This is a genomic window from Deferrisoma sp., from assembly GCF_054681715.1.
In genome coordinates, this window is sequence record NZ_BAAHFQ010000008.1 from 44,834 (window position 1) to 57,726 (window position 12,893).

The window sequence follows — 12,893 nt, forward strand, 5'->3', positions numbered from 1 at the left end:
GGGGCCTCGCGGCCGCCCCCGGTCGGGGTCCGGTGGTTTGGCAACGGATCAGCGCTTCTCCGCGATGATCCCCTTCTCCTTGTCGTACACGATGCCCTGGTGGGGCACCGGGCCGGCCCGCAGGAAGTTGCTCCGCAGTTGGCGATTCAGGATCTGCTCCGCCTTGCGGCCGAGTTCCAGGAGCTTGTCCATGTCGAGGCCGGTCCGGACCCCCATCTCCTCGAACATGCCCACGAGATCCTCGGTGCAGGTGTTCCCCGCGTATCCCCGGTGGTACTCGGCGGCTCCGGTTTTGGGTTGGCCGCCGATGGCCCCGAGGGAGGTGTCGAAGTAGCGGAACCCGAACGTGAGCGCCACCAGCGAGCAGGCCACTCCCCAGCCCCGGGTGTCGTGGAAGTGCACGACCACCTCGTCGGTGGTGAACCCCTCGGCCAGCATGTACTCGTAGAATTCGCTCACCTGCCGGGGGTTGGCCACCCCGGTGGTGTCGCCGAACCCGATGAAGGTGGCTCCGATGTCCTTCCACCACTTGCCCATCTTGGCCACGTGGTCCAGGGGCACGTCGCCGTTGATCGGGCACCCGAAGCTCGTGAGCACCCAGCCGAACACGGTGTGGCCGGTGTCGATGGCCCGTCGGGTCATCTCCTCGAGAAGTTTCTTGTTCTCATCGTGGGTCATGTTCACGTTGGCCAGGTTGTGGGCCTCGCTCGCCGAGATCACCATGGCGATCTCGTCCACACCGTAGCCCTCCTCCTTGGATCTCACGGCCCGCTCGATCCCCTTCATGGTGGTGCAGATGGCCCGGTAGTCCACGCCCTCCTTTCGGGGGATCTGTCGGAGCACCTCCTCGGCGTCGGCGAACTGCTGGAGGTACTTGGGGTGGGCGAAGTTGGTGGCCTCGATCTTCTTGAATCCGGCCTCCACCATGCCGGTGATCATCTCGACCTTCTTGCGGGTGGGCACGATCAGCGGCTCGTTCTGGAGCCCGTCCCGGGCCCAGCACTCCCCGATAATCACCTCTTCGGGCAGGTCCATCCGGTGCAGTCTCATCGTATCGCACATGGCAGTCCTCCTCCTGCTCGGCTAGGCGGCTAGGCGGCCTCCCAACGTCCTAACGTCCAAGCGTCCTAACGTCCGAACGTCCTAACGCCCCTGATAGTCCGGCTTTCGCTTTTCGCGGAAGGCCTTGAGGCCCTCCAGGCGGTCCTCGGTAGGGATGAGGGTCTCGTAGCAGGTGCTTTCGAACACCAGGGCGTCGGCCAGGTCCATCTCCATGCCCCGGTCGATGGCCCGCTTGGCGGCGCGCACGGCCAGGGGGCCGTTCTTGGCGATGGCCGCCGCGAGCTCCCGGGCCGCGTCGAGGAGCCCGGCCAGGGGCACCACCCGGTTGACCAGGCCGATCTCCAGAGCCTCGGCCGCCGTGATGCGCTTGGCCGTGAAGATGAGCTCCTTGGCCTTGGCCTTGCCCACGATCCGGGGGAGCCGCTGGGTGCCGCCGGCTCCCGGGATGATGGCGAGGCTCGTCTCGGTGAGCCCGAGGGTGGCGTTCTCGCTCGCGATCCGCAGGTCCGAGGCCAGGGCGAGCTCGGTGCCACCCCCCAGGGCCACCCCGTTCACGGCCGCGATCACGGGCATGGGCAGGTTCTCCACCTCGGTGAAGGTGTTGCGGATGGTGTGGATGTACCGGCGAACCTGGTCCTCGGTCATGCCCGCCCGTTCCTTGAGGTCCGCGCCCGCGCAGAACGCCCGGTCCCCGGCGCCCGTGATCACCACGCACCGCACCGAGGTGTCGAACCGCACCTCGTCCAGCACCCGGTTGAGGTCGAGGAGCATCTGGAACGAGATCGAGTTCATGACCTGGGGGCGGTTCAGGGTGATGAGGCACAGCCCGTTTTTTCGTTCGACCAGCACCGTGGGTTCGCTCATGGGATCCTCCTCGGGTAAAGGCTGGAAGGCTGGAAAGCTGGAAAGCTGGGAGGCCCGTAAAGCTTTACCGTTCTAGCTTCCCAACGTCCTACCGTCCAACGTCCCAACGTCCTAACGTCCTACCGTCTCAACGGTTCCGCCCGGGCCAGGAGGTCCCGGTGGAACCGTGCCGCGGCTTGGAGCCTTTCCCGGTCCACGCCGGTCTCGACCCCCAGGCCGCGAAACAGGACCTCCAGTTCCAAGAGATCCTGGTTCCCCTCGGGCGTTTCCAGCACCGGGCAGCCCCCCAGGCCCCCGAGGGAACCGTCGAACCGCCGAACCCCGCACAGCCAGGCCGCCCAGGCCGCCGCCCCGGCCGTTCCGAACGGGTCGTGGAGGTGAACCCCCAGGGCCTCGAGGGGTACCACCCGGGACACCGCCTCCACCCGTTGCGCCACCGCGAGGGGGGATGCTCCCCCTTGGGTGTCGCAGAGCGTGATCTCGTGGATACCCAGGTCGTGTGCCCGGGCGCACAGCTCCAAGAGGCGGGCTTCTGGAACGGGGCCCTCCACCGGGTCGGTCCACGCCATGGACACCGCGAGCCGAACCCGCACCCCGTGGGCACGGGCCGTTTCGGTCATGGGTTCGAGGTCCCGGAGGACCTCGGCCACCGGGCGGCCCAGATTGGCTCGGCTGTGGGCCTCGGTGGCCGACGCCAGGAAAATCGCGTTTTGTGCGCCGGCCGCCACCGCCCGTTCGAGCCCTTTGGCGTTGGGCACCAGCACCCACAGACGGGGTTCGAACCCCCGCAGGCGGGCCAGCACCTCGTCGGTCCCGGCCATCTGGGGCACCTTGCCGGGGTGGACGAAACTCCCCGCCTCCACCTCGGGCACGCCGGACTCCAGCACCCGTTTGATCCAATGGGCCCGGGCGGAAGCGGAGAGGCGAACGGGAAGGGATTGCAGCCCGTCCCGCGCCGAAACGTCCACGAGGATGACGGCCTTCGGGGCCCTTCGGGCCAGTTCACGTAAACTGGGTGGACTGCGCGGCGTGGTTTCCATGGGAACCGTTGTATACCGAGTTCGTTCGGCCTGGGTCAACATTGTTTCCCGCTCCACCCCAGGGCTGCCGCCGTGGCCGGCCCCTCGGGAGCTGTGGGAGACAACGGAGGGCCCCGGGGCGCCCACGAAAGGCCCTTTTTGGGGGGGAGGCTTCGCAAACGCCATTGGGCGCGTGGGAATCCGGGGTCCCGCCCCGGCCGGCGGGCGCAAGGGGAGGGGCGGGCACTTGACGTTAGGTGCGTTTTTCGTTTGACTCACAAAACCGAACGATGTTATACACGCCGAGCCCGGAAACCGACCGCAGGGTGGATAAGGAGGAGCTATGGGCGAACGGCCTGTGCAGCTTGAGGTGGAGGACATCCATCTGAGCTTCGGCGGAGTGAACGCCCTCATGGGCGTGGGGTTCAAGGTGTACCAGGGCGAGATCTTCTCGATCATCGGCCCCAACGGCGCCGGCAAGACGAGTATGCTCAACTGCATCAGCGGCCGGTATCACCCCCAGAAGGGGAGGATCCTGTTCGAGGGCCAGGACATCACGAACCAGCCCCCGGCCACCCGGGCCAAGATCGGGATCTCCCGCACCTTCCAGAACATCGCCCTTTTCAAGGGCATGACCGTGCTCGACAACCTCCTGATCGGCCGGCACATCCACCTGAAGAGCGGGTTTTTGAAGGGGGGCATCTACCTGGGCCCGTGCCAGCGCGAGGAGATCGAGCACCGGGAGTTCGTGGAGGACATCATCGACTTCCTCGAGATCGAGCACATCCGCAAGAAGATCGTAGGGACCCTGGCCTACGGGCTCCAGAAGCGGGTGGAGCTCGCCCGGGCGCTCGCCCTCGACCCCAAGCTGATCCTCCTCGACGAGCCCATGGCCGGCATGAACCTCGAGGAGACCGAGGACATGGTCCGGTACGTCCTCGACATCAACCAGGAGCGGGGCGTCACCGTGGTGCTGGTGGAACACGACATGGGCGTCGTCATGGACATCTCGGACCGGATCGTGGTGCTCGACTTCGGCCAGAAGATCGGGGAGGGCACCCCCGAGGAGGTCCAGAAGAACCCCGACGTGATTCGCGCCTACCTGGGCGCCGAAGACGAGACGTTCCTGGGCCGGTAGGCCGTTGGGAGCCGCGACCGTCGACCGCATTCGCCTGGAGGAGAAAGAGCCCATGGTCGACCTTCCCCTCGACACCTTCCCGAAGCTCCTGCGCCACAACGCCCGCAAATGGGGTGACGACCGGGTGGCCATGCGGGAGAAGGAGTTCGGGATCTGGCAGCCCTACACCTGGAAGGACTACTACGAGCACGTGAAGTACTTCTGCCTCGGGCTCGTCTCGATGGGCCTCCAGAAGGGCGACACGATCTCGATCATCGGCGACAACCGGCCCGAGTGGCTGTGGGCCGAGCTCGCGGCCCAGTCGGCCGGCGCCATCGGGATCGGCATCTACCAGGACTCGATCCTCAAGGAGGTCTCCTACATCATCAACCACGCCGCCTCCCGGTTCGTGGTGGCCGAGGACCAGGAGCAGGTGGACAAGGTGCTCGACATGGGCGACGAGATCCCCACGGTGGAGCACATCATTTACACCGACCCCCGGGGCATGCGCAAATACGACGACCCCCGGCTGATCTACTTCCCCGAGGTGGAGGAGCGGGGCCGGGAGTACGAGAAGAAGAACCCCGGCATCTTCGACCAGATGGTCGACGCCACCAACCCCGAGGACTGCGCCCAGATCTGCACCACCTCGGGAACCACCGGGAACCCCAAGCTCGCCATGCTGAGCCACCGGAACATGCTGAGCATGGCCGCGAACCTGGGGAAGGTGGACCCCAAGTACGAGTCCGATGAGTTCGTGAGCTTCCTGCCGCTCCCGTGGATCGGGGAGCAGATGATGTGCGTGGCGAGCGCGCTGCTGTTCGGGTTCACCGTGAACTTCCCCGAGGAGCCCGAGACCGCCACCGAGAACATCCGGGAGATCGGGCCCCACGTCATCTTCAGCCCGCCCCGGGTGTGGGAGAACCTGGCCGCCACGGTCCAGGTGAAGATCATGGACGCCTCGCCGTTCAAGCGGTTCATGTTCAACAAGTGCCTGCCCATCGGGTACATGTGGGCCGACCTCAAGTTCCAGAAGAAGGAGCCCACCCTCTGGCAGAAGATCCAGTACGCGTTCGCGTACCTGGCGGTGTTCCGGGCCCTCAAGGACCGGCTCGGGTTCACCTACATCCGGTCGGCCTCCACCGGCGGCGCGGCCCTGGGGCCCGACACGTTCCGGTTCTTCCACGCCCTCGGGGTGAACCTCAAGCAGATCTACGGCCAGACCGAGATCTCCGGGATCTCCTGCATCCACCGGGACGGCGACGTCAAGTTCGACACGGTGGGCAAACCCATCCCGGAAACCGAGATCCGGATCGCGAACCCCGACCCCAAGGGGGTGGGCGAGGTGATCTCCCGCAGCCCGGCGCTGTTCATGGGGTACTACAAGAACGAGGAGGCCACCCGGGAGACCATCGTGGACGGGTGGCTTTACTCCGGCGACGCGGGGTACTTCGACGAGGACGGGCACCTCGTGATCATCGACCGGATGAAGGACATCATGACCCTGAAGGGCGGCGAGCGGTTCAGCCCCCAGTTCATCGAGAACAAGCTCAAGTTCAGCCCGTTCGTCAAAGAGGCCGTGTGCATCGGCCACGAGCGCGACTACATCATCGCGATGATCTGCATCGACTACGGCATCGTGGGCAAATGGGCCGAGGACCGGCGCATCAACTACACCACCTACACCGACCTGGCCTCCAAGCCCGAGGTCTATGACCTCATCGAGAAGGAGGTCCGCAAGGTCAACGAGACCCTCACCGAGCACCAGCGGATCCGAAAGTTCGTGCTGCTCTACAAGGAGCTCGACGCGGACGACGACGAGCTCACCCGCACCCGGAAGGTGCGCCGCCGGTTCATCGACCAGAAATACGCCGACATCATCGAGGGCATCTACGCCGGCCAGGACCAGATCCACATCGACACCGTGATCCGGTACCAGGACGGCAAGACCTCCCAGCTCAAGACGACCCTGGCGGTCCGCACCCTGGAGTAGGGCGGGCTCCCGTAGACCGGTTTCGGAGGCGTCATGGAATTCTACGTTCAGCTTCTCATCAGCGGGCTCGTGCTGGGCTCCATCTACGCCCTTGTGGCCCTGGGGTTCGCCATCATCTACAAGTCCACCAGCGTGGTGAACTTCGCCCAGGGCGAGTTCCTCATGGTGGGGGCGTACTTCTGCTTCTCCATGGTGGTCCAGTTCAAGATCCCGTGGCTCTGGGCGTTCCTGATCACGATGGTGTTCTCGATCGTGCTCGCGCTCCTGGTGGAGCGCCTGATCCTGCGGCCCATGATCGGGGAGCCGGTGATCTCGATCATCATGGTGACGATTGGGCTCTCGTCGGTGCTGAGGTCCATCGTCACCGCCGTGTGGGGCACCCAGATCAAGACCTACAACCCGCCCCTGTTTCCGGATGCGCCGATCAACGTGGCCGGCATCCCCATCAGCCAGGTGTACCTGTGGAGCTTCGGGCTTTCGATCGTGCTCCTCGTTCTCTTCGGGCTCTTCTTCAAGTACACGAAGGCGGGTATCGCCATGCGGGCCACGGCGTTCTCGAACCAGGTGGCCCTTTCCATGGGCATCAGCGTCAAGCGCATCTTCGCCCTGGCCTGGTGCATCTCGCTCGTGGTCTCCTCGATCGGCGGGATCCTCATCGGCAACATCAACGGGATCAACATCGCGCTGGGCCACTTCGGGCTCAAGGTGTTCCCGGCCGTGATCCTGGGCGGGCTCGACTCGATCCTGGGCGCGGCCGTGGGCGGCATCATCATCGGGGTGCTCGAGAACTTCTCGGACGGGTTGCTGAAAACCTGGTTCGGGCTCCAGGGCATCAAGGAGGTGGCGCCGTTCGTGTTCCTCGTGATCATCCTGATGGTCAAGCCCTACGGACTGTTCGGCACCGAGGAGATCGAGCGGGTGTAGGGGGCGCCGAGGCTGAGGAGAACGGACTCACGGCGGCACCGGCCGCCCTTCTCGAAGAAGGCGGAATACCGACATGAGCGTCAATCACTGCGGGGATTTCAAGCAGACCTACAAGGACGACATGCGGGTGCTCCAGACCCGGTTCATCCGGTTCTGGGTGTACGGGTTCGTGGTGTTCCTGTACGTGTTCCCGCTGATCGCCTCCGCCTACGTGGTGAGCCTCACCAACATGATCGGCATCGCCGTGATCGGCGCCCTGGGCATCAACATCGTCACCGGGTTCACGGGCCAGATCTCCCTGGGACAGGGCGCGTTCCTCGGGGTGGGGGCGTTCTCCTGCGCGTTCTTCATGAACGAGTGGGGGTGGCCGTTCTGGATCGCCATGCCCATGGCCGGGTTCGTCACGGCCGGGGTGGGGATGGTGTTCGGGATCCCGTCGCTGCGGCTCAAGGGGCTTTATCTCGCCATCGCCACCCTTGCGGCCCAGTTCATCCTGGAGTACCTGTTCCTTCACCTCGAGGGCATCACGGGCGGGTCCAACGGGGTGATGTTCCCCGCGCCCCAGGTCGGGGAGTTCACGTTCGACACGGACCAGCGCATCTACTACGTCATCATCACCGTGGCCGTGTTGGCCACGATCTACACGACGAATCTCTTCCGGTCGAAGGACGGCCGGGCGTTTGTGGCGGTGCGCGACCACTACCTCTCGGCCGAGATCATGGGGATCCACCTCTTCAAGTACCGGCTCCTGTCGTTTGCGGTGAGCTCGTTCATCGTGGGCATCGCCGGGAGCCTCTGGGGCGCCTACACCCAGTACATCACGCCCGAGCACTTCACGATCCACGAGTCCATCAACTACCTGGCCATGATCATCATCGGCGGGATGGGCAGCGTGCTGGGATCGATCTACGGCGCCATCTTCATGACCCTGGTCCCGAACCTCCTGAGTTACGGATCGTCGGTGATAGCTAACGTGGTGGGAGGCGGGGTCGCCATTGGAGACCTGATCATGAGCATGAAAGAGGGGGTGTTCGGGTTGATCGTGATCCTGTTCCTCATCTTCGAGCCCGACGGCTTGGCCCACCGGTGGAAGCTCATCAAGGCGTACTGGAAACTCTATCCGTTCAGCTACTGATCGGGAAAGGAGGTGAACCGGCGGAGACGAAGACCCAACGCGTAGCAGCGCACGTGGAGGGAGGATTTTCGGTTTCGGTTCACTGGCTTTTTGGCGTACCCGCCAACCCTAGGGAAGAGGAGGACGAAACATGAAACGCTGGATCCAAGCCCTTTCGGTGGTGGCGGCCCTCGGGCTCGCCGCCAGCGCCCCGGCCGCCGACGAGATCGTGATCGGCCACATCGCGGACATTACGGGGCCGACCGGAGCAGTTGGAAAGCCCTATGCCGATGGCGTGCAGGCTTACGCCGACTGGCTCAACGCCAACGGCGGCGTGAACGGCAAGAAGGTGAAACTCCTGCGGTCCGACTACGCCTACAAGATCCCCGAGGCCCTGAACCTCTACAAGAAGTTCAAGACCGTGGACAAGGTGTTCGCCATCCAGGGGTGGGGCACCGGCGACACAGAGGCCCTGACGAAGATGGTGGCCAAGGACAAGATCGTTTACTTCTCGGCCTCGTACTCGGCCCACCTGACCGACCCGAAGAAGGCCCCCTACAACTTCTTCATCGCGGCCGACTACTCCACCCAGCTCCGGGCGGGCCTGAAGTACATCAAGGACAACTGGAAGGAGAGCCGCAAGCCCAAGATCGCCTTCATCTATCCGGACGACCCCTACGGCAAGGCCCCCATCCCGGCGGGCAAGAAGTACGCCGAGGAGCTCGGATTTGAGATCGTGGGGGAGGAGAACGTGGACCTGCGGGCCATCGAGGCCACGACCCAGCTCCTCAATCTCAAGAAGAACGAGCCCGACTTCGCCTGGATCGGCGGCACCACCCCCTCGACGGCCGTGATCCTGAAGGACGCGAAGAAGCTCGGCCTCAAGACCAAGTTCCTCATCAACATCTGGGGGAACGACGAGAACCTGTTCAAGCTGGCCGGCGACGCGGCCAACGGCGCCCTGGGCCTCCAGGCCGCGGCCGTGTACGGCGACGACGTGCCGGGTATGAAGACGATCCTGGAGGTCACCAAGGGCGAGCACCAGATGACCCACTTCATCCGGGGCTGGGTGTCGATGATGGTCATGGCCGAGGGCCTGAAGCGGGCCGACGCCGCGGGCGAACTCACCGGCCCGGGCCTCAAGAAGCACCTGGAGACCCTGAAGGATTTCGACACCGGAGGGCTCACCGCCCCCATCACCTACACGCCCGACGACCACCGGCCGAACATGTCGGCCAAGATCTACGAGTTCCAGGACGGCAAGATGATCTACAAGGCCACGGTGGTGCTGGAGCGCCGGGCCGACTGGCTGGGCTTCTAGCGCCCGCGAACCGGAAGGGAGGCCCCGTCGGGGCCTCCCCCTTTCCGAGACGCCGCCCGACCCTGGCGGCGTCTCGGAAAGGGCCAACCCCCGACCCCACGGAGCCGAGTTCCATGCTGAAGGTGAACAACATCGAGGTCGTGTACAACGACGTGATCCTGGTGCTGAAGGGCCTGTCGCTGGAGTGCGAGGAGGGCAAGATCACCACCCTCCTCGGCGCCAACGGGGCGGGCAAATCCACCACGCTCAAGGCCATTTCGGGGCTTTTGAAGAGCGAGGAGGGCGAGGTCACCGAGGGCACCATCGAGTTCATGGGTGAGAAGATCAACGGGAAGGAGCCCGAGGAGATCGTCCGCATGGGCATCTTCCAGTGCATGGAGGGCCGGCGGGTGTTCGAGGACCTCACCACCCACGAGAATCTTCTGTGCGGGGCCTACACCCGAAAGGACAAGGCCGGGGTACGCCGGGACCTCGATCTCGTCTACGACTTCTTCCCCCGGCTCAAGGAGCGCCGGAACCAGCTCGCCGGCTACCTCTCGGGGGGCGAACAGCAGATGCTCGCCATCGGCCGGGCGCTCATGGCCCGGCCCAAGCTCATGCTCCTGGACGAGCCGAGCCTGGGGCTCGCGCCGCTCCTCGTGAAGGAGATCTTCGAGATCATCCAGAAGATCAACGAGGAGGAGAAGACCACGATCCTCCTCGTGGAGCAGAACGCGAACCTGGCGCTCAAGGTGGCGAGCTACGGCTACATCATGGAAAACGGCAAGGTCGTGCTCGACGGCCCGAGCGAAAAGCTCCGCCAGAACGAGGACGTCAAGGAGTTCTACCTGGGCGTGGGCGAAAGCGGCCACAAGCGCTCGTTCAAGAACGCCAAGCACTACAAGCGCCGGAAGCGGTGGCTGTCGTAGCGGCGTCCGGCAAGCTGGGACGCTAGGAAGCTGGGAGGCTAGGAGGCTAGGAGGCTGGGACGCTAGAACGCTAAGAGGTCGTTCGTCGCGGGTCGTTGGTCGTTCTTGGTTCAGGGTTCCCCAACGGCTCACGACCTGCGACCAACGACGAACGGTAATCCCCCGGAGGCCCTGACATGGACCGAACCACCGGATTCCTGAACGAGGCACTGGAAACCCAGAGCTGGGAGGCCCAGCGGGCCGAGCTGTCGCGGAAGCTCCGGGACACCGTGGCCCACGCCTACGCGAACGCCCCCTACTGGCGGCGCGTCATGGACGAGGCGGGGCTCAAGCCCGGCGACATCCAGGGGCTCGACGATCTCCCCAAGCTCCCGGTGACCCCCAAGGCCAAGCTTGTGGAGATCCAGGGGGCGGAGCCGCCCTTCGGGGGGCTCCTGGGCGTGGAGCTCGAGCGCATGCAGCGCATTTTCCGCTCCCCCGGGCCCATCTACGACCCCCAGGGGCCGGGCGAGGGCTGGGGCTGGGAGGAGGCCCTCTTTGCGGCCGGGTTCCGGCCCGGGGACATCGCGATCAACACCTTCAGCTACCACATGACCCCGGCCGGCATGATGTTCGACGACGCCCTGCGCAGCCTCGGTTGCCCCGTGGTGCCCACGGGCGTGGGCGAGCGGGAAACCCAGGTGGAGATCATGCAGCGCCTGGGGGTGAAGGGGTTCGTGGGCATGGCCTCGTTCCTCCTCCAGATCGGCGAGAAGGCGAAGGAGCTCGGGGTGGACCCGCGCCAAGACCTCAACCTGGAGGTGGCCTTCGTCACGGCCGAGCCCCTGCCCGAGACGCTGCGCTCGTCGGTGGAGGAGATGTTCGGGCTCGTGCTGCGCCAGGGCTACGGCACGGCCGACTGCGGCTGCATCGCCTACGAGTGTTACCACAAGGGCGGCATGCACGTGGTGAACCGCGCCGTCGTGGAGATCGTGGACCCCACCACGGGCCAGCCCGTGCCCGAGGGGGAGACCGGAGAGGTGGTGGTCACGCTGTTCCACAGGGCCTACCCGCTGCTGCGGTTCGGCACCGGGGACCTCTCGGCGTTCCTGCCGGGGGGCTGCGCCTGCGGTCGGGCGACCCCCAAGCTCAAGGGATGGCTGGGCCGGGCGGACCAGCTCGTCAAGGTGAAGGGCATGTTCGTGCACCCCGGCCAGCTCCAGACGGTGTTCAAGGAGTTCCCCGAGGTGGAGCGGTTCCGGGCCGTGGTGACCCGCGAGGCCAACCGCGACCGGCTCGTGGTGCGGGTGGTGAGCCGGGAGCGCTCGGAGGGCCTGGCCCAGAAGATCGGGGGGCGGCTGCGGGACGTCCTGCGGATCGGGGCCGAGGTGGAGTGGGCCGAGAGCCTCCCCGACGACGGCAAGGTGCTGGACGACCAGCGCACCTGGGATTGACGAGACATGGCGCAAAACGGGGGCAACGGCGCGGCAGCGCCCATCAAGATCGGGGAGCTGGCCCGGCGGGTGGGCCTAACGCCCCGCACCATCCGGTACTACGAGGACATCGGGCTGCTGAACAGCGTGCGCCGGGTGGAGGGGGGCCGCCGCATCTACACCGACGCCGACGTGCGGCGGCTCAAGTTCATCAAGCGCTTGAAGCTCCTGGGCCTGAGCCTCGAGGAGATGAAGGAGCTCGAGGAGCTTTACCGCACCCACCGCTCCAACGCCAAGGTGCTGCCCCGGCTCCTGGAGCTCCTCGACCGCCACCCGGAGCAGATCGAGCACCGGATCGAGCAGTTGCGGATGCTCCAGCGCGACATCGAGGCCTACCGGGAGCACATCCGCTCGAAGCTCTGAGCGCCGATCGGGAGTTGAACACCACGGAGGGCACGGAGAACCCGGAGAGGGGCCCGGGGCGCGGTGCATCCCGTTCGTCGTTCGTCGCTGGTCGTGGAGGCGGCGGGAGAGTTCGCGCCAACGGCGGCTTCCCAGCCTCCCAGCCTTCCAGCCTTCCAGCTTTCTACGAGGAGTACCATCCATGGCTTTGTCGTTCGATCTCACAGCGGAACAGAACATCCTGCGCCAAAGCGTCCGGGAGTTTGCCGAGAAGGAGATCCGGCCGGTGGCCCGGGAGCTCGACGCCAAGGAGGAGTTCAGCTACGACCTCACCCGGAAGATGGGGGAGATGGGGCTCTTCGGGATCTTCGTGAGCCCCGAGTACGGAGGCAGCGGGCTCGACTACGTGTCGTACATCATCGCGGTGGAGGAGATCGCCCGGGTCGACGGGTCCCAGGCCGCCACCGTGGCCGCGGGGAACTCGCTGGGCATCGGGCCGATCTACTACTTCGGGAGCGAGGAGCAGAAAAAGCGCTGGCTCCCAAAGCTCTGCACCGGAGAGATGCTGGCCGGGTTCGGGCTCACCGAGCCCCTGGCCGGGTCCGACGCCGGGAGCTCCCGCACCCGGGCCGTCCTGGACGGCAACGAGTGGGTGATCAACGGCAGCAAGATCTTCATCACCAACGCGGCCACCGACATCACCGGCGTGATCGTGGTGCAGGCCGTGACCGGCAAGAAGAGCGACGGCCGAAACGAG

Annotated in this window: 12 protein-coding genes; 9 read left to right on the top strand and 3 right to left on the bottom strand. The window is 65.5% G+C overall.

The window, feature by feature from the left end; all coding sequences use genetic code 11:
- Positions 1-48: 48 nt before the first annotated feature.
- From ACY0I8_RS02520 to ACY0I8_RS02530, 3 genes are all read right to left on the bottom strand, one after another.
- Complete coding sequence (locus ACY0I8_RS02520) at positions 49-1,062, bottom strand: hydroxymethylglutaryl-CoA lyase (RefSeq protein WP_461393453.1); 1,014 nt, start codon at positions 1,060-1,062, stop codon at positions 49-51.
- Positions 1,063-1,143: 81 nt separating this feature from the next.
- A complete protein-coding gene (locus ACY0I8_RS02525; RefSeq protein ID WP_461393454.1) occupies positions 1,144-1,926 on the bottom strand; it encodes an enoyl-CoA hydratase in 783 nt (260 codons plus the stop codon).
- 119 nt (positions 1,927-2,045) lie between these two features.
- Positions 2,046-3,404, bottom strand: a complete 1,359-nt coding sequence (locus ACY0I8_RS02530; protein WP_461393455.1) for a hydroxymethylglutaryl-CoA lyase — start codon at positions 3,402-3,404, stop codon at positions 2,046-2,048.
- Here ACY0I8_RS02530 and ACY0I8_RS02535 point away from each other — a divergent pair.
- The 9 genes from ACY0I8_RS02535 to ACY0I8_RS02575 form a co-directional block, all read left to right on the top strand.
- Positions 3,289-4,083 (top strand): ABC transporter ATP-binding protein, encoded by a 795-nt coding sequence (locus tag ACY0I8_RS02535; RefSeq protein ID WP_461393456.1) that lies wholly within the window; start codon positions 3,289-3,291, stop codon positions 4,081-4,083. The genes ACY0I8_RS02530 and ACY0I8_RS02535 overlap by 116 nt on opposite strands.
- A gap of 52 nt (positions 4,084-4,135) precedes the next feature.
- Positions 4,136-6,055 carry an AMP-binding protein gene (locus ACY0I8_RS02540; protein WP_461393457.1) on the top strand — a complete coding sequence of 640 codons (1,920 nt, stop codon included), beginning with the start codon at positions 4,136-4,138 and terminating at the stop codon, positions 6,053-6,055.
- Positions 6,056-6,088: 33 nt separating this feature from the next.
- Positions 6,089-6,979 carry a branched-chain amino acid ABC transporter permease gene (locus ACY0I8_RS02545; protein WP_461393458.1) on the top strand — a complete coding sequence of 297 codons (891 nt, stop codon included), beginning with the start codon at positions 6,089-6,091 and terminating at the stop codon, positions 6,977-6,979.
- A gap of 73 nt (positions 6,980-7,052) precedes the next feature.
- Positions 7,053-8,114, top strand: coding sequence for a branched-chain amino acid ABC transporter permease (locus ACY0I8_RS02550; RefSeq protein ID WP_461393459.1), 1,062 nt, complete (start codon positions 7,053-7,055; stop codon positions 8,112-8,114).
- A gap of 130 nt (positions 8,115-8,244) precedes the next feature.
- Positions 8,245-9,414 (top strand): ABC transporter substrate-binding protein, encoded by a 1,170-nt coding sequence (locus ACY0I8_RS02555; RefSeq protein WP_461393460.1) that lies wholly within the window; start codon positions 8,245-8,247, stop codon positions 9,412-9,414.
- A 113-nt stretch (positions 9,415-9,527) separates the two neighbouring features.
- Complete coding sequence (locus ACY0I8_RS02560) at positions 9,528-10,322, top strand: ABC transporter ATP-binding protein (protein WP_459940404.1); 795 nt, start codon at positions 9,528-9,530, stop codon at positions 10,320-10,322.
- Positions 10,323-10,498: 176 nt separating this feature from the next.
- Positions 10,499-11,755 (top strand): phenylacetate--CoA ligase family protein, encoded by a 1,257-nt coding sequence (locus ACY0I8_RS02565; protein WP_459940405.1) that lies wholly within the window; start codon positions 10,499-10,501, stop codon positions 11,753-11,755.
- 6 nt (positions 11,756-11,761) lie between these two features.
- Entirely contained in the window at positions 11,762-12,157 is a 396-nt protein-coding gene (locus ACY0I8_RS02570) for a MerR family transcriptional regulator (protein WP_461393461.1), read from the top strand.
- 187 nt (positions 12,158-12,344) lie between these two features.
- A partial coding sequence (locus ACY0I8_RS02575) for an acyl-CoA dehydrogenase family protein (RefSeq protein WP_461393463.1) occupies positions 12,345-12,893 on the top strand: 549 nt, incomplete at its 3' end.